Below are 22,851 nucleotides of genomic sequence, written 5' to 3' on the forward strand. Positions count from 1 at the left end.
CCGTCGCCGTCCGCCTCGCCGAGGTCGTCGGGGCCCGGGAGGCGCCGCGCAGGTCGGCCGTGCCCGCGGAACCCGTCTCGCCGCGCCCCGCGCTCTACCTCGGGGCGGGTGCGCTCGGCGGAGCGCTGTTCGGTGCCGTGCCGGCGTTCCGGAGGCGTCCGGAGTCTCGCCCGAGGACCCCGGCCAGGCCGGTGATGTCCTACCTGGCGGGCGAGAAGTAGGCCCTTCGTCTGTACCGGACGATCTTCGGAGCTGCGTAAAGTGGCTGGTCAGCGCCATTTCCCCGGCAGTCTGCCCATAAGCGCAGGATAAAAGTTGAGTGGGCCCGACTCAGGTCTGTTGACGCGGAGGGGGGACGTGTTGCAGTCTTGAGTCAGATCCACTCAAGTAGTCAGCTGGAGGAATTGAAATGGCACGTGCGGTCGGCATCGACCTGGGCACGACTAACTCCGTCGTCAGCGTTCTCGAAGGCGGCGAGCCCACCGTCATCACCAACGCCGAGGGCGCCAGGACCACGCCGTCCGTCGTCGCCTTCGCCAAGAACGGCGAGGTGCTCGTCGGCGAGGTCGCCAAGCGCCAGGCGGTCACGAACGTGGACCGGACCATCCGCTCCGTCAAGCGCCACATGGGCACTGACTGGAAGGTCAACCTGGATGGCAAGGACTTCAACCCGCAGCAGATGAGCGCCTTCATCCTGCAGAAGCTGAAGCGCGACGCGGAGTCCTACCTGGGCGAGAAGGTGACCGACGCGGTCATCACCGTCCCGGCGTACTTCAACGACTCGGAGCGCCAGGCGACGAAGGAGGCCGGCGAGATCGCGGGCCTGAACGTCCTGCGCATCGTGAACGAGCCGACGGCCGCCGCCCTGGCGTACGGCCTCGACAAGGACGACCAGACGATCCTCGTCTTCGACCTCGGTGGCGGCACCTTCGACGTGTCCCTCCTGGAGATCGGCGACGGCGTCGTCGAGGTGAAGGCCACCAACGGTGACAACCACCTCGGTGGTGACGACTGGGACCAGCGCGTCGTCGACTACCTGGTCAAGCAGTTCAACAACGGCCACGGCGTGGACCTCGCCAAGGACAAGATGGCGCTCCAGCGTCTGCGCGAGGCCGCCGAGAAGGCCAAGATCGAGCTCTCGTCCTCGACGGAGACCACGATCAACCTGCCCTACATCACGGCGTCCGCCGAGGGCCCGCTGCACCTGGACGAGAAGCTCACGCGCGCCCAGTTCCAGCAGCTCACGTCCGACCTGCTGGAGCGCTGCAAGACGCCGTTCCACAACGTCATCAAGGACGCGGGCATCCAGCTCTCCGAGATCGACCACGTCGTTCTCGTCGGTGGCTCGACCCGTATGCCGGCCGTCGCCGAGCTGGTCAAGGAACTGACCGCGGGCAACGAGGCCAACAAGGGCGTGAACCCGGACGAGGTCGTCGCCATCGGCGCCGCCCTGCAGGCCGGTGTACTCAAGGGTGAGGTCAAGGACGTCCTGCTCCTCGACGTGACCCCGCTGTCGCTTGGTATCGAGACCAAGGGCGGCATCATGACGAAGCTCATCGAGCGCAACACCACGATCCCGACCAAGCGCTCCGAGATCTTCACGACGGCCGAGGACAACCAGCCGTCCGTGCAGATCCAGGTCTACCAGGGCGAGCGCGAGATCGCGGCGTACAACAAGAAGCTCGGAATGTTCGAGCTGACCGGTCTGCCGCCGGCCCCGCGCGGTGTCCCGCAGATCGAGGTCGCCTTCGACATCGACGCCAACGGCATCATGCACGTGACCGCGAAGGACCTCGGCACGGGCAAGGAGCAGAAGATGACCGTCACCGGTGGCTCCTCGCTGCCGAAGGACGAGGTCAACCGGATGCGCGAAGAGGCCGAGAAGTACGCGGAGGAGGACCACGCCCGCCGCGAGGCCGCCGAGTCGCGCAACCAGGGCGAGCAGCTCGTCTACCAGACGGAGAAGTTCCTCGCCGACAACGCGGACAAGGTCCCCGGCGACGTGAAGACCGAGGTCGAGGAAGCCGTCACCGAGCTGAAGGAAAAGCTCAAGGGCGACGACACGGCCGAGATCCGCACCGCCACCGAGAAGGTCGCCGCCGTCTCGCAGAAGCTGGGCCAGGCCATGTACGCCGACGCCCAGGGCGCGCAGGCCGCCGGCGGTCCCGAGGGCGACGCCCCGCAGGGCGACGGTCCGAACATGTCGAAGGACGGCGCCGATGAGGACGTCGTCGACGCCGAGATCGTCGACGAGGACCGCAAGGACGGTGCCGCGTGACGGAGGAGACCCCGGGCTTCAGCGAGAGCGAGAAGCCTGACGTCCCCTCCGGCACTCCGGCAGACGCCGCTGACGCTGCCGCCGAGCCGAAGACCGCTCCCTCGCCCGACAAGGGCGAGGGGGCGGCCCCGGCCGGGGACTCAGCTTCCGCCCAGACAGAGGGTGACGCCGGCCTGACGGCGGCCCTGGACCAGGCACGCGCCGCCCTCGGCGAGCGCACCGCCGACCTCCAGCGCTTGCAGGCCGAGTACCAGAACTACCGCCGCCGTGTGGAGCGGGACCGCGTCACGGTCAAGGAGATCGCCGTCGCGAACCTCCTGACCGAGCTGCTGCCGATCCTCGACGACGTCGGCCGTGCCCGTGAGCACGGCGAGCTCGTCGGCGGCTTCAAGTCGGTGGCCGAGTCGCTGGAGACGGTCTCGGCGAAGCTGGGCCTGCAGCAGTTCGGCAAGGAGGGCGAGCCCTTCGACCCGATGGTGCACGAGGCCCTGATGCACTCGTACGCGCCGGACGTCACCGAGACGACCTGTGTCGCGATCCTGCAGCCGGGTTACCGGATCGGCGAGCGCACCATCCGCCCCGCGCGGGTGGCGGTGGCCGAGCCGCAGCCGGGCGCGCAGGGCAAGACCGAGGGTGCCGCCGACGCTCCGGAGAAGGACGCGGAGAAGGACAGCGGTGGCCCGGAAGAGGGCTGACGTCATACGCGAAACAGCTGATCCGAGTGAGGAGGGACGTCGAGGCCGATGAGCACCAAGGACTTCATCGAGAAGGACTACTACAAGGTCCTCGGCGTCCCCAAGGACGCCACCGACGCCGAGATCAAGAAGGCGTACCGCAAGCTCGCGCGGGAGAACCACCCCGACGCCAACAAGGGCAACGAGAAGGCGGAGGAGCGCTTCAAGGAGATCTCCGAGGCGAACGACGTCCTCGGGGACCCCAAGAAGCGCAAGGAGTACGACGAGGCGCGCGCCCTGTTCGGCAACGGCGGGTTCCGTCAGGGACCCGGCGGCGCCGGCGGCGGCACGTTCAACTTCGACCTGGGCGACCTCTTCGGGGGCGGCGCCCCGGGCCAGGGCGGCCAGGGCGGTTTCGGCGGCGGCATCGGGGACGTGTTCGGCGGCCTGTTCAACCGGGGCGGCGCGGGCACGGGCACCCGTACCCAGCCGCGCCGCGGCCAGGACATCGAGTCCGAGGTGACGCTGAGCTTCACCGAGGCGGTGGACGGGGCCACGGTCCCGCTGCGGATGTCCTCCCAGCAGCCCTGCAAGGCGTGCTCCGGCACCGGCGACAAGAACGGCACACCGCGCGTGTGCCCGACCTGCGTCGGCACCGGGCAGGTCTCGCGGGGCGGCGGTGGCGGCTTCTCCCTGACCGACCCCTGTGTGGACTGCAAGGGCCGCGGCCTGATCGCGGAGACGCCCTGCGAGGTCTGCAAGGGCAGTGGCCGGGCCAAGTCCTCGCGCACCATGCAGGTCCGCATCCCCGCCGGAGTCTCCGACGGGCAGCGGATCCGCCTGCGCGGCAAGGGCGCACCCGGTGAACGGGGCGGCCCCGCGGGCGACTTGTACGTCGTCGTCCACGTCGACGCCCACCCGGTCTTCGGCCGCAAGGGCGACAACCTCACGGTGACCGTGCCCGTCACGTTCGCCGAGGCGACGCTCGGCGGCGAGGTCAAGGTGCCCACCCTCGGCGGTCCCGCCGTCACCCTGAAGCTGCCCCCGGGCACGCCGAACGGGCGGACGATGCGGGCCCGCGGCAAGGGCGCCGTCCGCAAGGACGGCACCCGGGGCGACCTGCTGGTGACGGTCGAGGTGGCCGTCCCCAAGGATCTTTCGGAGGACGCCCGCAGCGCCCTCGAGTCGTTCGCCAAGGCGACTGAGGACAGCGATGTGCGGGCAGAACTGTTCCAGGCCGCGAAGGGAGCTTGAGTGAGATGGACGGCCGGCGTCGCAGCAATCCGTACGAACTGACCGACGAGACCCCGGTGTACGTCATTTCGGTGGCGGCGCAGCTCTCCGGCCTCCATCCGCAGACCCTGCGCCAGTACGACCGCCTCGGCCTGGTCTCGCCCGACCGCACGGCCGGGCGCGGCCGTCGCTACTCGGCCCGTGACATCGAACTGCTGCGCACCGTCCAGCAGTTGTCGCAGGCCGAGGGCATCAACCTGGCAGGCATCAAGCGCATCATCGAGCTGGAGAACCAGGTCGCCGCGCTCCAGTCCCGCGTCGCCGAACTGTCGGCCGCGGTCGAGGGCGCGGCCGCCACGATCCAGCAGCGGGAGGCGGCGGTGCACGCCTCGTACCGCCGTGACCTGGTCCCGTACCAGGAGGTCCAGCACACGAGCGCGCTCGTGGTCTGGCGCCCCAAGCGGGCGAAGGACTGACGTCGCCGCACCCCTCGCACACAGCGCCCAAGGGGCCCGGAGTTCGCCACGAACTCCGGGCCCCTTCGCCGTGCGTCAGCCGCGCACGTGCAGTGCGAACCCCGAGCGGCCCGCGGGCTCCAGGCCCTCCTTGAGGTGCAGCGAGGGGATCTCGTAGTCACCGAAGTTCTGCCGCCGGAAGGGGATCGGCTCGGTCGACTCCAGGGTGAGCAGGCGCTGCTCCCAGGCCTTGGCGACGTCCGCGTAGTCCTCCTCGCCCAACCGGTCCGCGCCGTAGGTCACGAACGGCGGCAGCACGTCGATGCCCGGGTAGTACAGGGCGCCGTGCTGGATCGGGAACAGCAGGTCGTCGATGGGGCCGTTGATGCCGCGCTCCGCGTAGTGCGCCTCCGGGCCGCCCACGGTCACCGACAGCAGCGCCCGCCTGCCCGCGAGGGTGCCTTCGCCGAAGCGCTCGCCGTACTTGGTCTCGCTGTGCTCGCCGACGCCGTACGCGAAGCGGTACGTGAACACCCGGTCCACCCAGCCCTTGAGGATCGCGGGCATCGAGTACCACCACAGCGGGAACTGGAAGACGATCGTGTCCGCCCACAACAGTTTCTCCTGTTCGGCGAGGACGTCCGGGGTGAGCGTCCCGGCCTCGAAGGCCCGGCCCGAGTCCAGCGGGACCTTCAGCGGCCGCGAGGCGCTCGGACCGTAGTCGGCGGCGTCCACGACCGCCTTCCAGTTCATGGCGTACAGATCACTCACCCGCACCTCGTGCCCGGCCGCCTCCAGGGTGGTGACCGCGAGGTCCTTCAGCGAACCGTTGAGCGACTCGGGCTCCGGGTGGGCGTGGACGATCAGCGTCTTCATGGGAACTCCTTCGGATCGGATTGCTTCGATCCTGGGCCTCGCGGCGCCCCGTGTTCAGGGGCGGACGTTCCGTCGGACGGGACTTCCTGGTATCGGCAGGGCCACCCTCACCGCCGCGTACGCGGCCATACTTGGGCGCATGGACGATCTCGCGAGCTTCTTGCGGACCCGGCGTTCCCGGGTCGACCCGGCGGCCGTCGGCATCCCCACCGACAGCCGCCGCCGGGTCGAAGGGCTGCGCCGCGAAGAGGTCGCGCACCTGTCGGGGGTCAGCGTCGACTACTACGTGCGCCTGGAGCAGGGCCGCGCGACCCAGCCGTCCGAGCAGGTCCTCGACGCGCTCGCCCGCGTCCTCGGCCTCGACGGGACGGAGCGCGAACACCTCGACCGGCTCGCGCGACAGCGCCGCCGCCGGACCAGGACGCCGGGCGGCCGGGTCCGCCCCGAACTGCTGCGCGTCCTGGACCTGGTCACCGACGCACCCGCGCTGATCATGGACCACCGCCTGGACGTGCTCGCCGGGAACCGCCTGGCCGGCCTCCTCTTCGGCCGCCCGCTGCCGGGCCTGAACATCGCCCGGCACATCTTCCTGGAGGAGGCCGAGCGCGGCCTCTACGCGGAGTGGGAGTCCTGCACCCTCGACGTGGTCGGGCACCTGCGCCTGGCCGCAGGAAAGTACCCCGACGACCCCCGGCTGACGTCCCTCATCGGCGAACTGTCGATGGGCAGCGAACGCTTCCGCCGCCTGTGGGCCCGCGCGGACGTGCGCGCCCGCACCCACGGACGCAAGGCGTACCGGCACCCGCTGGTCGGACTCCTCGAACTGCACCAGGAGAACTTCTCCCTGCCGGACGAGTCGGGCATGGAGCTCCTGGTGCTCTCCGCCGCCCCCGGCAGCCCCACCGAGGACGGCCTGCGCCTGCTCACGGGCCTGGACACGGACCCCGCCGGCGGCGCGGAGCGGCCCTACGCGAGCGACCTGACCGAGTCCCAGGGCTGACCGGCAAGAAACCCGACCCAGGTCGCTCCGCTCACCGTGAGGTGGGGGGCCCGGGTGTTCTTGGAGTCGCGGATGTGGACGGTGCCGGGGGTGTGGGCGATCTCTACGCAGTCGGGCTCACTACCGCCGTCGCTGTAGCTGCTCTTGAACCAGGCCACGGCTACCTCTACGCAGTCGGGTTCGTCGCCGCCACTGCTGTAGCTGCTCTTGAACCAGGCCGGTTCGGTCGGATCACCGGCGACGGTCTCGCGGTTCATAGTTCTCCCAGCACTTGCTCGATGAAGGCCAGCGACTCCCCTGGCGAGAGAGCCTGAGCCCGGATGATCCCACACCGTAGTTCGATGACGCGGAGCTGTTTGGGGTCGGAGACGGGCCGCCCGGCGTAGAGGCCGTCGCAGCGCCCGAGCGCTGTTCCGTCCCTGAACTTCAGCACCTGCATGTCCCCGTCCATTCCGGCGTGTTCCTCGCGGTCCGTCGGCATCACCTGAATGTCCACGGTGCTCAACTGGCCGATTTCCAGGAGATGTTCGAGCAGGCCCCGCAGCACCATCTTGCCTCCGATAGGCCGCCGTAGCGTGGCCTCCTCCTGAATGAAACAGAGGTCGGGTGCCGGATCGCGCCGGAAGATCGACTTACGGGCCGAACGTGCGGCCAAAGCACGTTCGATCTGGTCCGACGACAGGGCCGGGCGGCGCATGGAGAAGAGCGCTTGCGCGTACTCCGGGGTCTGGAGCAGGCCTGGCAGTTTGTGGGTCCAGTACGCCGTCAGCTCGACGGCCTTCGCCTCCGTCTCCGCGAGATCCCGCACCTTCTTCGGATACCGCAACGTCACGGCATCCTCCTTCATGCCGCTGAGGCGCCCACCCGCGTTCAGGACCTCGTCCGCCTTGTCTAGGAACTCGGGGCGGGGAATCCGCGTGCCGCTCTCGACCTTGTAGACGATGCCCTCCCCGTAGCCCATCGCGGCGGCGAGTTCGGACGCCCGGAGTCCGGATGTCTCGCGCCAGGCCCGCAACTGGCGCCCGATCAGCGCCATGACGGCGGCGCCTTCCTCGTCGCCCGGTTCGATCTCCCAGCCGTCACTGTCTGTCGCCTCGGTCATCGGCCCACACCTCCAGTCAACGGCCGTACCCGTATGTACTGCTGGACAGCCTGTACAGCCCTGGACAAAACCTGGACAGTCGCCGTACGTGACGGCCGTGTCGCGGGTGAGCGTAGAAGGAACCGGACACGCTGGGTGACGTGAACCACGAAACCGCTGAACTCCCGCGCACCACACGCCACTTCAATGTCCAGCTGTCGTCCACGCCCCGGGGCGCACGCCTCGCCCGTCTGCTCTCCCTTGAGCAACTGCGCGCCTGGGGACTCGTCCACGTACAGGACGCGGCGGCGCACGTCATCGCCGAGCTCGCCGCGAACGCGGTCACGCACGCGCGGCTGCCCGGCCGCGACTTCCGGCTCAGTGCGTACGTCGCCGGGGACGCCCTGCGGATCGAGGTCGCCGATGCCCGGGGGGACCTGCTCCCTGAACTCGGCGCAGGGGAGGGGGAGTCGGGGCGCGGGTTGGTCCTCGTGGAGGCGCTCGCGGACTGTTGGGGCGTCACGGCCGGGCCGGCTCCCCGCAAGACGGTCTGGGCCGAGTTCGACCTACCGGGGTACGGAAAACCGGACGCCGGTGAGGCGGGCGGCAACACCAAAGGAACGGCCTAGAGGTGAAAGGAACCGGACCAATCCCCACCCCTCCTCCCGCTGCCACTCGGACGGGTGAAGGCCGCCAACTCGGCTTGCGCACAGGCCCGTTGTGCCGTCTACGCTCACGCCCACCAACACCAGACATGCGACGGCCCTCGCAGGGACGCCAATCCCAGTGCGAGGGCCTGCCCACCGAGGAAGTAGGGCTTCCCGATGGATACCCAGCACCATAGCGCGCCCGCGGGCGCCGAGTCCGGCGTTGGCGGCATCGTTCACGAGAACGTGCGCCACCGCACCCGCTTCACGGTCGTCGGCAACCACCTCGCCCAGCACCGGGAACTCTCCGGGCTGGCGATCGGTCTCGCCGTGTACATCCAGTCGCTCCCGGCCGGAGCCCGCGCCGACGTGCGCACCCTCGCCGCCCGTTTCCCGGAGGGCGTCACGCGGATCGCCGCCGCAATGCGCGAGCTGGAGACGCACGGATACCTGCGGCGGGAGCGGCGGCGCACCCCCGACGGGCGGGTCCGTACGCGGACGGTCTCGTGCAACCAGCCGGGAGCCGCCCCGGACCCACCCGCCGCACGCCGGCCGCCGCCGTGGTTGCCGAGGGTCGAGCGACGCCGCTCCGGCGTCGGTCCGGCTCACGTGAGTACGCGGCCTCTGCGTGCGCCCGGGTCCGCATTACCCGGCACGTAATCGACCCCCCGGCGCCGTCCCGGCACTCTGAGGTCACCGGATCCCGGGCGGCGCACTCCGCTCGGGCTCCGGGTCCACGTACACGTACCGGATTCACGGAGGCCGATCACCATGACCGCACACGAGAGTGCCGCCGCCCGCTACTTCGAGGCCTGGAACGCGACGGACGCCGACGCGCGGGCCAAGGCCGTCGCCGCCGCCTGGACCGAGGACGGCACGTACACCGACCCGCTGGCCGACGTCGCCGGGCACGACGGCGTCGCGGCCGTCATCGGGGCCGCGCACGAGCAGTTCCCCGGGTTCTTCTTCCGGCCGCTCGGGGCGGTCGACGGGCACCACGGGATCGCCCGGTTCGGCTGGGAGCTGGTGTCGCAGGCGGACGGATCCGCGCCCGTCGCGGGCTTCGATGTGATCGAGCTCGCCGACGACGGCCGGATCAGGGCCGTGCACGGGTTCCTCGACCGGGTACCGGCCGGCGCCTGACATGCCCCTGTCGCCATGCGTCGAATACTGACGAGTACGGATGTCCGGTATTCGCCGTATCTGGCTTCATGTGGGGAAGTAACGGATGCGGTTTCGTTGCGGTGTTGCTTCACCTCTTGACGCTGCTTGGGCGGCCGAGTTGGCTTCGAGCCACCTCGGTCGCACCGTCGCGGCCACGTCAGGGAGGTATCCGTAATGAACACGCGAATGCGATGTGCCGCATTGGCCGGCACCGCATCCGTCCTGGTGGTCTCGCTCTCGGCCTGCGGTGGTGTGCTGCCCGGCGGGGACAGCGGCAGCAGTGAGCCCACGCGCAAAGGCAACGATGTCAAGATCGGGCTGCTGCTTCCGGAGAAGGAAGCGGCACGCTACGAGAAGTTCGACTACCCCATCATCAAGAAGCAGGTGGCGAAGCTCACCGAGGGCCGCGGCAGTGTCGTCTACGCCAATGCCGGCCAGGACGCCGCACTGCAGGACCGCCAGCTCGCGAAGATGATCGACGAGAAGGTGGACACGCTGATCGTCGACCCCGTCGACGCGAAGCTGATCGCCCCCTCCGTGCAGAAGGCCAAGGACGCGGGCATCCACGTCATCGCCTACGACCGTCTCGCGCAGGGCCCGGTCGACGCGTACGTCGGTTTCGACAACGGGCTCGTCGGCCAGACCCAGGGCAAGGCGCTCGTCGAGGCCCTCGGCGACAAGGCGGTCAAGAGCAGCAAGGTCGTCATGATCAACGGCTCGCCGACCGACCCGAACGCGGCCCAGTTCAAGGAGAGCGCCCGCGCCGAACTGGCCGACTCCGTGACGATCGCGAAGTCGTACGACACCGCGGCCTGGAAGCCCCAGAACGCCGAGGCGAACATGGAACGGGCCATCTCCTCGCTCGGCGCGTCCCACATCGCGGGCGTGTACTCGGCGAACGACGGCATGGCGGGCGCCGTGGTCGCCGCCCTCAAGAAGGCGGGCGTCACCAAGATGCCCCCGATCACCGGCCAGGACGCGGAACTCTCCGCCGTCCAGCGCATTCTGACGGGTGATCAGTACATGAGCGTGTACAAGCCGTACCCCGAGGAGGCCGAGACGGTCGCCGAGATGGCGGTCCGCGTCGCACAGGGCCGCACCATCGAGTTCGAGGCGCTGGCCATGGACCGCACCGACAGCCCGACGACGAAGCAGATCCGCACGGCGAGCGTCAGCGTGGTGGCCCTCACGCGCGAGAACATCAAGCAGACCGTGGTGAAGGACGGGATCTTCACGGTGAAGCAGATCTGCACGGCGAAGTACGCGGCGGCTTGCGCGGAGGCGGGGTTGAAGTAGCGGGCATGGGCGAGCCCTGGCCGCAGGGGGAAATCGGCCAGGGGCCGCTCGGCCCCGTCACTGCTCCTGCGCCAGAATTCCCGACTGCCCTATGAAATAGCCGAGTTGGGCCCTGCTCTCGCTGCCGAGCGTCGCCGCGAGCTTGGCGATGTGGACGCGGACCGTGCGGATGTTCATGCCGAGGCGTTCGGCGATGACGGCGTCGGTGTGGCCCTCGATGAGCAGGGTCGCGATGGTGCGCTGCCGGGCGGACACCGGGCCGACGGCGGTTTCCTCCGCCGCCGCGTACGGGAACAAGGGCGTGGCCAGCCGCCAGAGCCGCTCGAACGTGGTCGCCAGATAGGAGATCAGCGCCGGGTGACGGATCTCCAGGGCTGCCGTCCGGTCGGAACTGGCCGGGATGAAGGCGACGGTACGGTCCAACATGATGAGGCGTTCTGTGACCTCGTCGAGGGTGCGTACCTGGACGTCGCCACTGAGCTGCTCGAAGTGGGCGAGCACCGTCGGGTAGTGCCGGGCGGGGTGCTGGTACAGGGTTCTCATACGGCCGCCTCGGGCGAGGAGTTGCTGCTCTCGCGGGCGGTTCGAGGCGAGCATCTCCGGAGGCCGGGGGCCGCCGGGCTGGATCGTCAGGAGTTCCTCGGTCGAGGCCTCCGCGGCTTCCTGGATGGCGTCGTTGATCCTGTGGATGCCGAGCAGAACGCTGATCATCGGGGCGTCGGGGACGGCGGCGCGCTGCGCGTCCTGGGCGATCAGAGGGGCGAACGAGGCGGCCAGCTTCTCCCCGTGGCGGCGCTTGAGGGTGATGTCCTCCTCGACCGCCTGCAGGAGTCCGGGCAGAGCCACGGCCGGCGGCACGGGGTGCATCGAGGCCGGGGTATCCGCGTCCCGTCTGAGAAGCCCGAACGCCTCCAGGCACGGGGCTTCCTCGGCCTCTTCGACCGTGACGCGTCCTTCGCGCAGCGCGCGGGAGTACAGGCTCAGGCCCGTTTCGCACAGTTCTGCGGCCCCGTGGTCGTGATACTCAGCGGTCATGGGTGACTCTCTCCACTGGGCATCCCCGATTCCTGCTCCAGAAGTCCCGACCGCGCTATCAGGTAGCCGAGTTGAGCGCGGCTGCCACTGCCCAGCGTCGCGGCGATCTTGGCGATGTGAGCTCGGCACGTGCGTACGTTCATTCCGAGCCGGCGGGCTATCGCCTCGTCCACGAGCCCTTCTATCAGCAACTTGGCGATGGACCGCTGGACCCCGGTGATGCCTCCGGCAGGTGGGGAGTAGGGGGCGGAGCCCTCGAGTATGGGAACCGCACGTTGCCACAGCTGCTCGAAGACCTTCGCGAGATAGCCGACGACGCCGGGGTGCCGTAGTTCCAGGGCTACCTGGTGCCCCGTCTTCTGGTCGTCGGACGCGGGGATGAAGGCGACCGTGCGATCGAAGATCATCAACCGCTCTATCAGTTCTTCCAGAGTGCGAATCTCGACGTTGCCTTGTGTCATGACTTGGGCGTACGCCAGAGTGCCTTGACTGTGACGTGCTGTGTGTTGGTAGAGCGTGCGCATGGTGATTCCTCGTTCGAGGACACCCTGGCTGAGCTTCATGGCCTCGGTCAGGGCGTACTCGCTGCGCCCGCCCCCGGGCTGGACCGTGAGGATCTCGGTCCGGCACTCCGACGTGGCTAGTTCGATCGCCGCGTTGATTCGGCTGAAACCCTCCAGAACAGTGATCGAATGAGCTGCCGTCCGTCCCTGCGCGCTGATGGCCATGAATGGCTCAAAGGCTTCGGTCAGTTCGACTGCGAGAGCCCGGCGGTCCAGGATCTCCCGCTCGAGCGGCTGGAGGCGCTGAGTCAGCGCAGCCGTGGGAGGAACGGGGCGGAGCCAGTCGGCGTCGTCCGGATCCGGGTGGAGAAGAGCGAAGTCCATGAGGCACGGGGCCGTCGCGGCCTCGTCCCGAGCGATGCGTCCGGACTTCAGCGCGCTGGCGTAAAGACGGCTCCCCTCGTCACACAGTTCAGACACCGAATGAGGATGTGTCCGAATTGGGTCTTCTAGCGTCATTCCTCCACCCCCCAGGGTCCTGAACGTGCAGGAACATGATGCATCTCCCCTGTGGTTTTTGCGTGACCGAATGAGCCATCGTCATGAGTGCCGGGGGAGAGTAGCCATTGGAAGTGAGGACGAGGCCCGCTATGCGTAAGAAGATGCTTCGGTCGGCACTTGCTGTTGCCTTCTCCGTCGGGATCACCTGCGGAGCGGTCAGCACCCTCGACCTGCACTGGGGTAGTTCGCCGGCCGCCGAGACCGTGAATGCCGACCTGCACTGGGGTAGTTCGCCGGCTGCCAAGGCCGTGAATGCCGACCTGCACTGGGGCAGTTCGCCGGCTGCCGGGGCCGTGAACGCCGACCTGCACTGGGGCAGTTCGCCGGCTGCCGAGATCGTGAACGCCGACCTGCACTGGGGCGGTTCGCCGGCTGCCGGGGCCGTGAATGCCGACCTGTACTGGGGTAGTTCGCCGGCTGCCGGGACCGTGAACGCCACCCAGGCCGTGGCCCCGCCGGATCTGCATTGGGGAGGGGTCGCTCCAGCGGACCTCTGCTGGTGCGTCAAGACGGAAGCAGCAGCATGATCACCCCACCCGACGACAGAACCCTCCGTCGCGAAATGGCGATCGCCTATCGCGCCGGCTGGCATCAGATCGACCTCGTGACGGCGATCCCGAGTCCCGGTGACTCGCTCATGGTCACCCTGTTCGGGGAGCCGATCATCGTCGTACGGGACGACGAGGACGACATCCGGGCCTACCGGTGTCTGCGGCGGCCGCGCGGCGCCCCCCAGCCCGTGCGCACCGTCGTCCGGTACGGGATGATCTTCGTCAATCTCGACCAGCGCGATCACCAGCTGTTCGGCGACGCGGGGCCCGAGGCCTCGCAGACAGATACCACCTCCGCCACCCCCCGCAGTGCCTGACGCGATCCCCCGTCGTAGTACATCGCGCAGGTGCTTCCCCCCGCAGCGGCGTCACCGTGAACCTGAACACGGTGGCGCCGCTGCAGTTTTGTGTCCCGGTCCGTGTACCGGCGCCGTGCCGGGCTACTCGTCGAAGACGGCGTTGCCCGTGCCCCGCAGCACCGCGATCTCGATGACCACCCGGTCCGGGTTCGGACGCGGGGCGCGGCTGTAGCGCTCGGCGTAGCGGCGCTCGGCGTCCGCGACGCGCTCCGGTTCCGTGCGGACCACGGCCGTGCCCTCCAGGGTCGACCAGCGCCGCCCGTCGACCTGGCAGACGGCGACCCGCGCCGGGGTGCGCCCCTGGAGGACGTGGGCGACCTTCCGCGTGGACCCGCTCGTGATGATGCGCGCCACCCGTTCCCCGGCGTCGTACGTCACGCCGACCGGGACGACGTGCGGGGTGCCGTCCGGGCGCAGCGTCGTCAGGGTGCACAGGTGCCGTTCCCGCCAGAAGCTGAGGAAGGCGGTGCCGGGGGCGTCCAGGTCGATCCGCTTGGCCATGGGCAGGAATCTATCCTCCGTACCTTGAGTGGAATAGACTCAACTTTATGTACGCTGGATAAGGCAGATCTGTCGGTGACGTAGGAGAGAGAAGGAGACAGGCACGTGGACGCCGAGCTGACGAACCGGAGCCGCGACGCGATCAACGCGGCCAGTAGCCGGGCCGTGTCCGGGGGGCACCCGGATCTCACGCCGGCACATCTGCTGCTCGCCCTGCTGGAGGGGCAGGACAACGAGAACATCACCGACCTGCTGGCCGCCGTCGACGCCGATCAGGCGCAGGTGCGGGCCGGCGCCGAGCGGGCCCTGGGCTCCCTGCCCAGCGTCACCGGGTCGACCGTGGCGCCGCCGCAGCCGAGCCGCGAGATGCTCGCCGTCATCGCCGACGCCGCCGAGCGCGCCAAGGAACTGGGCGACGAGTACCTCTCCACCGAGCATCTGCTGATCGGTGTCGCCGCCAAGGGCGGCGCCGCCGGTGAGGTGCTGACCGACAATGGGGCCAGCGCGAAGAAGCTGGCCGAGGCCTTCGAGAAGAGCAGGGGAGGGCGCCGGGTGAGCACACCCGACCCCGAGGGGTCCTACAAGGCCCTGGAAAAGTTCGGGACCGACTTCACCGCCGCCGCGCGCGAGGGCAGGCTGGACCCCGTCATCGGGCGTGACCAGGAGATCCGGCGCGTGGTGCAGGTGCTGAGCCGCCGCACCAAGAACAACCCCGTGCTCATCGGCGAGCCCGGCGTCGGCAAGACCGCCGTCGTCGAAGGGCTCGCCCAGCGCATCGTGAAGGGGGACGTGCCGGAGTCGCTGAAGGACAAGCGGCTCGTCTCCCTCGACCTCGGTGCGATGGTCGCAGGTGCGAAGTACCGCGGTGAGTTCGAGGAGCGGCTCAAGACCGTGCTCTCCGAGATCAAGGAGAGCGACGGGCAGGTCATCACGTTCATCGACGAGCTGCACACCGTCGTGGGCGCGGGGGCGGGCGGCGACTCCGCCATGGACGCGGGCAACATGCTCAAGCCCATGCTCGCCCGCGGTGAGCTGCGCATGGTGGGTGCGACCACGCTCGACGAGTACCGCGAGCGGATCGAGAAGGACCCCGCCCTGGAGCGCCGCTTCCAGCAGGTGCTCGTCGCCGAGCCGAGCGTCGAGGACTCGATCGCGATCCTGCGCGGGCTCAAGGGCCGGTACGAGGCCCACCACAAGGTGCAGATCGCGGACAGCGCGCTCGTCGCCGCGGCCGCCCTGTCCGACCGCTACATCACCTCCCGGTTCCTGCCCGACAAGGCGATCGACCTCGTCGACGAGGCGGCCTCCCGGCTGCGCATGGAGATCGACTCCTCGCCCGTCGAGATCGACGAACTCCAGCGCGCCGTCGACCGCCTGAAGATGGAGGAGATGGCGATCGGCAAGGAGACCGATCCCGCCAGCCGGCAGCGCCTGGAGAAGCTGCGGCGCGATCTCGCCGACAAGGAGGAGGAGCTGCGGGGCCTCACCGCCCGCTGGGAGAAGGAGAAGCAGTCCCTCAACCGCGTCGGTGAACTGAAGGAGAAGCTCGACGAGCTGCGCGGCACCGCCGAGCGGGCCCAGCGCGACGGCGACTTCGACACCGCCAGCAAGCTGCTCTACGGCGAGATCCCCGCCCTGGAAAGGGACTTGGAGGAGGCCTCCGAGGCAGAAGAGGCGCTGACCTCGTCCGCCTCCGGCTCCGGCGCCAAGGACACCATGGTGAAGGAGGAGGTCGGGCCCGACGACATCGCCGACGTGGTGGCGGCCTGGACCGGCATCCCCGCCGGGCGCCTCCTCGAAGGCGAGACGCAGAAGCTGCTGCGCATGGAGGAGGAGCTCGGCAAGCGCCTCATCGGCCAGTCCGAGGCCGTCCGTGCCGTCTCCGACGCCGTCCGCCGCACCCGCGCGGGCATCGCCGACCCCGACCGGCCCACCGGCTCCTTCCTCTTCCTCGGCCCGACCGGCGTCGGCAAGACCGAACTGGCCAAGGCCCTCGCCGACTTCCTCTTCGACGACGAGCGGGCGATGATCCGCATCGACATGAGCGAGTACGGGGAGAAGCACTCCGTGTCGCGTCTCGTCGGCGCTCCTCCCGGCTACGTCGGCTACGAGGAGGGCGGTCAGCTCACGGAGGCGGTGCGCCGTCGCCCGTACAGCGTCGTCCTGCTCGACGAGGTCGAGAAGGCGCACCCCGAGGTCTTCGACATCCTGCTCCAGGTGCTCGACGACGGCCGGCTCACCGACGGCCAGGGCCGGACGGTCGACTTCCGCAACACCATCCTCGTCCTCACCTCGAACCTGGGCTCCCAGTTCCTCGTAGAGCCGCTGACGTCCGAGGAGGAGAAGAAGCAGCAGGTCCTGGAGGTCGTCCGGGCCTCCTTCAAGCCGGAGTTCCTCAACCGGCTCGACGACCTGGTGGTCTTCTCCGCCCTGCAGAAGGACGAGCTGGCCCGCATCGCCCGCCTGCAGCTCGACCGGCTGGGCAAGCGCCTCGCCGAGCGGCGCCTCACGCTCGACGTCAGCGACGCCGCGCTCGCCTGGCTCGCCGACGAGGGCAACGATCCGGCCTACGGAGCCCGCCCGCTGCGCCGTCTGGTCCAGACGGCCATCGGCGACCGGCTCGCCAAGGAAATCCTGTCCGGCGAGGTCAAGGATGGTGACACGGTCCGCGTCGACACCTTCGGGGAGGGGCTGATCGTCGGCCCCGCGCCGGCCGCCAAGACCCTGTAGCGGCGGAAACGAGGCAGAGGGGGTACCGGGCTTGCCCTCGGGGCCCCCTCGTGGGGGAGGATGGCGGAATCCGTACGAAGGGACCACGCACGTGAGCATCGACCCGTCCTCGATTCCCAATTTCGGGGGACAGCCCGAACCGCAGCAGGGAGCGGGACCGGCAGGCCCCGTCATCCCCGACCAGGACCTGGTGAAGCAGCTCCTGGAGCAGATGGAACTCAAGTACGTCCTGGACGACGAGGGCGACCTCGCCGCGCCGTGGGAGGAGTTCCGTACGTACTTCATGTTCCGCGGCGAGGGGGACCAGCAGGTCTTCTCGGTGCGGACGTTCTACGACCGGCCGCACGACATCGAGATCAAGCCGCAGCTCCTGGAGTCCATCGACGACTGGAACCGGCGCACCCTGTGGCCCAAGGTCTACAGCCACACCCACGACGACGGCACGGTCCGCCTCATCGGTGAGGCCCAGATGCTGATCGGCACCGGTGTCTCCCTGGAGCACTTCGTGTCGTCGACCGTCAGCTGGGTGCGCGCCGCGATCGAGTTCGACCGCTGGCTCGTGGAGCAGCTCGGCCTGGAGACCGACGTCGACTCGGCCGAGGGCGACCAGAAGCCCGGCGACGACGCCGCCGAGTGAGTCCGCGCCGCCGCGGGACCCCCTACAGCGGCGTGTGGGCGTAGACGATCAGATACGTCCCGTACGTCACCGAGAGCCCGGCCAGTACGCCCACCACCAGGAGGGCGTGCGCAGGCCGGGCTTTCGCCGTTCTGGCCAGGGCACAGGCCAGCGGCAGCAGCAGGGGGAACGCGGGCAGCAGGAAGCGCGGCTTGGACTCGAAGAAGCCGGAGCCACCGACGGTGATGAGCAGCAGGACGCCGCTGTGGACGAGCAGCGGGAGCGGGGCGCGGTCCAGGAGCAGGAGCGCGTAGAGCAGGACCGCCACGGCCACGATCACCAGCGTCATCGGGAACACGAAGCGGTCCCCGTCCAGCATCATCTTCTTCGCGAAACGGGCCGAACCGATCCCGAAGTCGAACGTGGAGCCCCAGGCGCGCTGCACCGCGAAGTACCCGCCGGCCAGGTCGTGCCGGCGCCACCCCACCCACAGGACGTACGCGACCCAGCCCGCGGGCGCGAGCAGCGCGCCTGTCCACAGCCTGTGGGGAACGCGGCCGCGGCGCCGGACCAGCTCGTAGGCGGCTGTGGACAGGATCGCGGCGGCGACGGCGAATCCGTTCGGCCGGGAGAGGCCGGCGAGGGCGGCCAGCGAGCCCGCCCACAGCCAGTTCCCGTGCAGCACCGCGTACAGCGACCAGACGGCGAACGCCGTGAGCACCGGCTCCGTGTACGCCATGGACAGAACCACCGAATGCGGGAGCAACCCCCACAGGACGACCAGCAGCGTCGCGACCGTGCGGCTGTGCAGGAACTCGCCGATCCGGTAGATGCCGAGGGCGGCGGCGAGCGCCGCGGCCCAGGCGATCAGCAGGGCGCAGACGCCGGTGGACAGCGGCAGCACCAGGTGCAGGGCGCGGATCAGCGCCGGGTACAGCGGGAAGAAGGCGAGGTCGCTGTGGACGACGCCGGGCTCGAAGTGCAGGGTGCGGCCGTAGCCGTGCGCGGCGATGCCGAGGTACCACAGGGAGTCCCAGGAGCGGCCGAGCAGGGCGAGGGGCCGCTGGCCGCTCGCGTACGCCGCGACCGCGACCGCGAGCATTCCGGTGAGCCGGGCGGCCGCGAACAAGCCGAGCGCACGGGCCGCCCCGGACGCCGTCCTGCGCGGCAGGACCCGGGGTTCGGCGGTGGCTGAGGGGGCGTCAAGAACAGCGGTGCTCGGCTCGGTCACATCCGAACCCTGCGATGTCCCTGCCGGGGGCGCGAGCGGGGCGCGGCCAGACGGGGGCCGTGGGCCGGCGGGTGCCTTCCCGGCCCGGCGCCCTGCTCGGCCTCAGGCCGCCGCGACGCCCTTCAGGCGCTCCACCGCCTGCGCCAGGACGTCGTCCTTCTTGCAGAACGCGAACCGCACGAAGGGCGCCCCGGCCTCCCGGTCGTCGTAGAAGACCGCGTTCGGGACCGCGACGACGCCGCACCGCTCGGGCAGCGCCCGGCAGAACGCGAAGCCGTCGTCGAAGCCGAGCGGGCGGATGTCGGTCGTGATGAAGTACGTCCCCTGCGGGCGGAAGACCTCGAAGCCCGCGTCCGTCAGACCCGCCGCGAGCAGATCGCGCTTGGCCGTCATGTCGGCGCGGAAGCCCTCGAAGTACGCGTCGGGCAGCGCGAGCGCCTCGGCGACCGCGTACTGGAAGGGACCGGAGGAGACGTAGGTGAGGAACTGCTTCGCCGAGCGGACGGCGCCCACGAGCTCCGGCGACGCGGTCACCCAGCCGACCTTCCAGCCGGTGAACGAGAACGTCTTGCCCGCCGAACCGATGGTCACCGTCCGCTCGCGCATCCCGGGCAGCGTGGCCAGCGGCACGTGCACGGCGTCGCCGTAGGTGAGGTGCTCGTAGACCTCGTCGGTGACGACGAGCAGGTCCCGCTCCACCGCCAGCTCGGCGATCGCCGTCAGCTCGGCACGGGTCAGGACCGTGCCGGTCGGGTTGTGCGGGGTGTTGATCAGCAGGAGGCGGGTGCGGGGGGTGATCGCGGCGCGCAGCTCGTCGAGGTCGAGGCGGAAGCTGCCCTCGTGGGGGCGCAGGGTCACGGGGACGCGCGTGCCGCCCGCCATCGCGATGCAGGCCGCGTAGGAGTCGTAGTACGGCTCGAACGCGACGACCTCGTCGCCGGGCTCCACCAGCGCGAGCAGCGAGGCGGCGATGGCCTCGGTCGCGCCCGCCGTCACCAGGACCTCGCGGTCCGGGTCGAGGGCCGTGCCGTAGCGGCGCTCCTGGTGCGCGGCGATCGCGGTGCGCAGCTCGGGGACGCCGGGGCCCGGCGGGTACTGGTTGCCGCGGCCGTCGCGCAGGGCGCGCACCGCCGCCTCGCGCACCGCCTCGGGCCCGTCGGTGTCCGGGAAGCCCTGCCCCAGGTTGATCGCTCCGGTCCGCACCGCGAGCGCGGACATCTCCGCGAAGATCGTCGTGCCGAACTCGGCGAGTCGGCGGTTGAGCAGGGGGCGCGGGCTGGCAGGCGTGGCGGTCATGGCGGCCATCCTGCGCCGAACCTCTGGAGTTCCTCAACTCTGCTTTGACCGCGTACGGGCACGGGCATCCCCCTGACACGCCCGCAGGGGGCGCCCCTCGGGGGATTCGGGGGAAGAGGAAGGAGGGCCCGCAGATGGAAGCAGCCATCGTCGTGGTCTTCGTGGCCCTGGTCGGGGTCGTCGTCATCGCAACGGCCCATGCCGGTGCCCGGCACCGCTCGCGCACCGCACGCTCTTCTCGTACGTCACTCAACAAGCGCTCCCGGCCTTCGCGGGGCAGCAGCCGCAGCAGTGACAGCTGGTGGGCCGGGGGCGGCGGGGTGGCCGGCGGCGCCGGCGCCGCGTGCTCGTCCGGCAACGACGGGGGCGGCCACCACTCGTCCTGCGGAGGCGGGTCCTCGTGCGGCGGAAGCTCCTCGTGCGGCGGCGGTTCGTCGTGCGGTGGTGGCGGGGGCGGGTGCGGCGGCGGCAGCTGACGCCGCACCCGGGGCGAGCGGCCCGCATGGAGACGACTGACACGGGGCAGTCGGTCCATGTGGGCCGCACGTGCGTTCTGCTCGACACCCGCAGGTTGTGCGCCGGGCGCGAAAGGGCGGCCGCGACAGTTGAACAGTTGAGCTGTGCAGCCCTCGGGGGGATGGAAACCCTCCGAAGTTGGGTAAAAACGCTGTGACGGCGCCACCGCCCATGATTCCCTTTTAACCGTCAAAGCCGCCCTCGTACAGCGTGGTACCTGCGTACTCATCGCGTTTCGCGTGGGCAGGAGCCGGTCCCTACGACGTAGCCGGCCTCACCTCCTTTGCGTGCTAGCGGAGCCGACCCATGCTCACGACCCTGAACACCGCCTACACCGACACGAGTGCGGCCGACCTGGCCTGGACACTGGGCCGCGAGCCGCTCCCCGCTCTCGCCACCCTCGACCTCGAACTTGCGGGTGCCACGCTCCAGTTGCGCCTCCTGGGCGCCTCCCACCAGGTACTTCTGGAGGAGGAGCACGGCACCTGCTCGGAGACCGTCGCCTGCATCCCGGGCAGCAGCACCCCGCTGCCGCTCGGCGTCGCCAAGCGCGTCGGCGACTGGGAGTACGAATTCGCGGCCCGCGTCGAACATTTGACGCCCGGTCAATTCGCGGGCCGGGCCCAGGAATTGCTGGCCCTGGTCGCCGACCACCCGAACGGCCTCGCCGGCGTCTTCCCGGGCAGCCCGCACGCCTTCACGGCGATGCTAGCCCAGCGCAGCGAGGGCCAGGTGCAGTGGCGCACCTGGCACGCCTACCCCCAGGACGGTCAACTCGTCGCCACGCGCACCCGGGTGGGCGTGCGGGCACCGGCCGTCGCCGCGCTGTGAGCGGTGACCGGCCGGGTATGCGCACCCGGCCCAGGTTCCACACGTGTGGGTGACCGGACGGAGTCGAACGGTGACGTAGCGTTCCAGGCGTGATCGAACCGCACGTGCCCGCCGCTCCCTCGGGCCCCGGCATGTCCCGGCCGCCCCTGGGCGGTCAGGGCAGGGCCCCGATCCCGGTGACACCGGGCACGGGGCGGTTCCTCGTGCTCGTCTGCGTGTTCGTCTGCGCGGCCTGCGGTCTCGTGTACGAGCTCGAACTCGTCGCCCTCGCGTCGTACTTGATGGGCGACTCGGTCACCCAGGCCTCCGTCGTGCTGTCCGTCATGGTCTTCGCGATGGGCCTCGGCTCGCTCGCCGCCAAGCGGCTGCGCTGCCGGGCCGCCGCCGGGTTCGGCCTGGTCGAGGCCGGGCTCGCGCTCGTCGGCGGGTGCAGCGCGATGGCCCTGTACGCGGTGTTCGCGTGGACCGGCGGCTGGGGCGGCGCATGGAGCGAAGGACCGCGCTGGGTCCTCGTCGGCATCTCGCTCGGCATCGGCGTGCTGATCGGCGCCGAGGTGCCGCTCCTCATGGTCCTCATACAGCGCATCCGGCGGCAGGACCCGGGCGGCGCGGTGGCCGACCTGTTCGCCGCGGACTACGTGGGCGCACTGGTGGGCGGCCTCGCCTTTCCCTTCGTGCTCCTGCCGCTGCTCGGCCAGCTGACGGGCGCACTGCTGACCGGCGCCGTCAACGCGGTGGCCGGGGGCGCGCTCGTGCTCGGCCTCTTCCGGCGCGACCTGAGCGCCCGGGGCCGCTGGCTGCTGCTCGTCGCCAACGTCGTGGTGCTGAGCCTGCTCGCCACCGCCTGGGTCCTCGTCGACGACTTCGAACGGGCGGCGCGGCACGCCATGTTCGGGGCGCACGTCCGGGTCGCCGAGCAGACCGCGGTGCAGGAGGTCGTGCTGACCGGCGGCAGGAGCGGCCCCCTCGGCCTGTACCTCGACGGGCGGTTACGGGTGAGCGGGCGGGACGCGCGGGCGTACTACGCGACGCTCGTCGACCCGGCGATGCGGGGGCCGCACGCCCGGGTCCTCGTGCTCGGCGGCGGGGACGGACTGGCGGCGCGGGAGGTGCTGCGGCACCCCGGGGTGCGCCGGGTCGACGTCGTGGACAGCGACCCCGGCGTCGTGCGGCTCGCCCGGACCGACCCGGCGCTCAGCGCGCTGAACGGGCGGGCGTTGAGCGATCCGCGGGTGCGGGTGTCGACCGGGGACGTGTTCGGCCGGCTCCGGGCCGCACCCGGGGACCTCCCCTACGACGTGGTGATCTGCGATCTTCCGGACCCCGGCCTGACGGACAGTACGAAGCTGTACTCGCAGGAGTTCTACGGGCTCGTGGGGCGGGTGCTGAGCCCGGCCGGGCGGGTGGTCGTGCACGG

General features: G+C 70.2%; 24 protein-coding genes and 1 pseudogene. 17 read left to right on the forward strand and 8 right to left on the reverse strand.

What is annotated here, in order from left to right:
• The 5 genes from G3I40_RS09715 to G3I40_RS09735 form a co-directional block, all read left to right on the forward strand.
• Positions 1-221: hypothetical protein (locus G3I40_RS09715; RefSeq protein WP_164301755.1), on the forward strand; the 221-nt coding region annotated here is incomplete at its 5' end.
• A 188-nt stretch (positions 222-409) separates the two neighbouring features.
• Positions 410-2,278 (forward strand): molecular chaperone DnaK, encoded by a 1,869-nt coding sequence (gene dnaK / locus G3I40_RS09720; protein WP_164301756.1) that lies wholly within the window; start codon positions 410-412, stop codon positions 2,276-2,278.
• A complete protein-coding gene (gene grpE, locus G3I40_RS09725; RefSeq protein WP_164301757.1) occupies positions 2,275-2,973 on the forward strand; it encodes a nucleotide exchange factor GrpE in 699 nt (232 codons plus the stop codon). The genes dnaK and grpE overlap by 4 nt, the downstream gene beginning before the upstream one ends.
• Positions 2,974-3,021: 48 nt before the next feature.
• The gene (gene dnaJ, locus G3I40_RS09730) at positions 3,022-4,206 is read left to right on the forward strand and encodes a molecular chaperone DnaJ (RefSeq protein WP_164301758.1); all 1,185 of its coding nucleotides are present in this window, start codon (positions 3,022-3,024) and stop codon (positions 4,204-4,206) included.
• Between the two features lie 5 nt (positions 4,207-4,211).
• Positions 4,212-4,661, forward strand: coding sequence for a helix-turn-helix domain-containing protein (locus G3I40_RS09735; RefSeq protein ID WP_164301759.1), 450 nt, complete (start codon positions 4,212-4,214; stop codon positions 4,659-4,661).
• A gap of 75 nt (positions 4,662-4,736) precedes the next feature.
• Here G3I40_RS09735 and G3I40_RS09740 read toward each other — a convergent pair whose 3' ends face one another.
• Positions 4,737-5,516, reverse strand: a complete 780-nt coding sequence (locus G3I40_RS09740; RefSeq protein ID WP_164301760.1) for an NAD(P)H-dependent oxidoreductase — start codon at positions 5,514-5,516, stop codon at positions 4,737-4,739.
• A 139-nt stretch (positions 5,517-5,655) separates the two neighbouring features.
• Here G3I40_RS09740 and G3I40_RS09745 point away from each other — a divergent pair, with 139 nt between their 5' ends.
• On the forward strand, positions 5,656-6,516 hold the full coding sequence (locus G3I40_RS09745) for a helix-turn-helix transcriptional regulator (protein ID WP_164301761.1): 861 nt from the start codon (positions 5,656-5,658) through the stop codon (positions 6,514-6,516).
• On the opposite strand, the gene G3I40_RS09750 is transcribed toward G3I40_RS09745, so the two are convergent.
• Both G3I40_RS09750 and G3I40_RS09755 read right to left on the reverse strand, forming a co-directional pair.
• Complete coding sequence (locus tag G3I40_RS09750) at positions 6,483-6,773, reverse strand: DUF397 domain-containing protein (protein ID WP_164301762.1); 291 nt, start codon at positions 6,771-6,773, stop codon at positions 6,483-6,485. The genes G3I40_RS09745 and G3I40_RS09750 overlap by 34 nt on opposite strands.
• A complete protein-coding gene (locus tag G3I40_RS09755; RefSeq protein ID WP_164301763.1) occupies positions 6,770-7,618 on the reverse strand; it encodes a helix-turn-helix transcriptional regulator in 849 nt (282 codons plus the stop codon). Before G3I40_RS09755 ends, G3I40_RS09750 begins: the two co-directional genes overlap by 4 nt.
• A 140-nt stretch (positions 7,619-7,758) precedes the next feature.
• On the opposite strand from G3I40_RS09755, the gene G3I40_RS09760 reads away from it, so the two are divergent.
• The 4 genes and pseudogenes from G3I40_RS09760 (at position 7,759) to G3I40_RS09775 (ending at position 10,704) form a co-directional block, all read left to right on the forward strand.
• Positions 7,759-8,226, forward strand: coding sequence for an ATP-binding protein (locus G3I40_RS09760; protein WP_164301764.1), 468 nt, complete (start codon positions 7,759-7,761; stop codon positions 8,224-8,226).
• Between the two features lie 195 nt (positions 8,227-8,421).
• Positions 8,422-8,769 (forward strand): annotated as a pseudogene (locus tag G3I40_RS09765) (helix-turn-helix domain-containing protein); the annotation flags it as partial.
• 246 nt (positions 8,770-9,015) lie between these two features.
• Positions 9,016-9,387, forward strand: a complete 372-nt coding sequence (locus G3I40_RS09770) for a nuclear transport factor 2 family protein (protein ID WP_164301765.1) — start codon at positions 9,016-9,018, stop codon at positions 9,385-9,387.
• Positions 9,388-9,582: 195 nt separating this feature from the next.
• On the forward strand, positions 9,583-10,704 hold the full coding sequence (locus tag G3I40_RS09775) for a substrate-binding domain-containing protein (RefSeq protein WP_239091641.1): 1,122 nt from the start codon (positions 9,583-9,585) through the stop codon (positions 10,702-10,704).
• A 57-nt stretch (positions 10,705-10,761) separates the two neighbouring features.
• On the opposite strand, the gene G3I40_RS09780 is transcribed toward G3I40_RS09775, so the two are convergent.
• Both G3I40_RS09780 and G3I40_RS09785 read right to left on the reverse strand, forming a co-directional pair.
• A complete protein-coding gene (locus G3I40_RS09780; RefSeq protein WP_164301766.1) occupies positions 10,762-11,739 on the reverse strand; it encodes a helix-turn-helix transcriptional regulator in 978 nt (325 codons plus the stop codon).
• Entirely contained in the window at positions 11,736-12,761 is a 1,026-nt protein-coding gene (locus tag G3I40_RS09785; protein WP_203643740.1) for a helix-turn-helix transcriptional regulator, read from the reverse strand. The genes G3I40_RS09780 and G3I40_RS09785 overlap by 4 nt, the downstream gene beginning before the upstream one ends.
• 131 nt (positions 12,762-12,892) lie before the next feature.
• Here G3I40_RS09785 and G3I40_RS46430 point away from each other — a divergent pair, with 131 nt between their 5' ends.
• On the forward strand, positions 12,893-13,330 hold the full coding sequence (locus G3I40_RS46430) for a hypothetical protein (RefSeq protein WP_203643741.1): 438 nt from the start codon (positions 12,893-12,895) through the stop codon (positions 13,328-13,330).
• Complete coding sequence (locus tag G3I40_RS09795; protein WP_164301768.1) at positions 13,327-13,671, forward strand: hypothetical protein; 345 nt, start codon at positions 13,327-13,329, stop codon at positions 13,669-13,671. Before G3I40_RS46430 ends, G3I40_RS09795 begins: the two co-directional genes overlap by 4 nt.
• 123 nt (positions 13,672-13,794) lie before the next feature.
• Here G3I40_RS09795 and G3I40_RS09800 read toward each other — a convergent pair whose 3' ends face one another.
• The gene (locus G3I40_RS09800) at positions 13,795-14,214 is read right to left on the reverse strand and encodes a TIGR03618 family F420-dependent PPOX class oxidoreductase (protein ID WP_164301769.1); all 420 of its coding nucleotides are present in this window, start codon (positions 14,212-14,214) and stop codon (positions 13,795-13,797) included.
• Positions 14,215-14,319: 105 nt separating this feature from the next.
• Between G3I40_RS09800 and clpB the strand changes: the two genes are divergently transcribed.
• On the forward strand, positions 14,320-16,944 hold the full coding sequence (clpB, locus tag G3I40_RS09805) for an ATP-dependent chaperone ClpB (protein WP_164301770.1): 2,625 nt from the start codon (positions 14,320-14,322) through the stop codon (positions 16,942-16,944).
• 91 nt (positions 16,945-17,035) lie between these two features.
• Positions 17,036-17,581, forward strand: coding sequence for a YbjN domain-containing protein (locus tag G3I40_RS09810; RefSeq protein ID WP_164301771.1), 546 nt, complete (start codon positions 17,036-17,038; stop codon positions 17,579-17,581).
• Positions 17,582-17,603: 22 nt separating this feature from the next.
• On the opposite strand, the gene G3I40_RS09815 is transcribed toward G3I40_RS09810, so the two are convergent.
• Entirely contained in the window at positions 17,604-18,791 is a 1,188-nt protein-coding gene (locus tag G3I40_RS09815; protein ID WP_343244875.1) for a hypothetical protein, read from the reverse strand.
• Between the two features lie 102 nt (positions 18,792-18,893).
• Positions 18,894-20,087 (reverse strand): pyridoxal phosphate-dependent aminotransferase, encoded by a 1,194-nt coding sequence (locus tag G3I40_RS09820; RefSeq protein ID WP_164301772.1) that lies wholly within the window; start codon positions 20,085-20,087, stop codon positions 18,894-18,896.
• A gap of 134 nt (positions 20,088-20,221) precedes the next feature.
• Here G3I40_RS09820 and G3I40_RS09825 point away from each other — a divergent pair, with 134 nt between their 5' ends.
• The 3 genes from G3I40_RS09825 to G3I40_RS09835 all read left to right on the forward strand — a co-directional run.
• Positions 20,222-20,563, forward strand: coding sequence for a hypothetical protein (locus G3I40_RS09825; RefSeq protein WP_164301773.1), 342 nt, complete (start codon positions 20,222-20,224; stop codon positions 20,561-20,563).
• A gap of 346 nt (positions 20,564-20,909) precedes the next feature.
• Positions 20,910-21,434, forward strand: a complete 525-nt coding sequence (locus G3I40_RS09830; protein WP_164301774.1) for a DUF2617 family protein — start codon at positions 20,910-20,912, stop codon at positions 21,432-21,434.
• Positions 21,435-21,565: 131 nt separating this feature from the next.
• Positions 21,566-22,851, forward strand: a 1,286-nt coding sequence (locus G3I40_RS09835; protein WP_164301777.1) for a polyamine aminopropyltransferase, incomplete at its 3' end; no start/stop codon positions are given.

The organism is Streptomyces sp. SID14478 (genome assembly GCF_010548525.1).
In the GTDB taxonomy this organism is placed as follows: Bacteria; Actinomycetota; Actinomycetes; order Streptomycetales; family Streptomycetaceae; genus Streptomyces.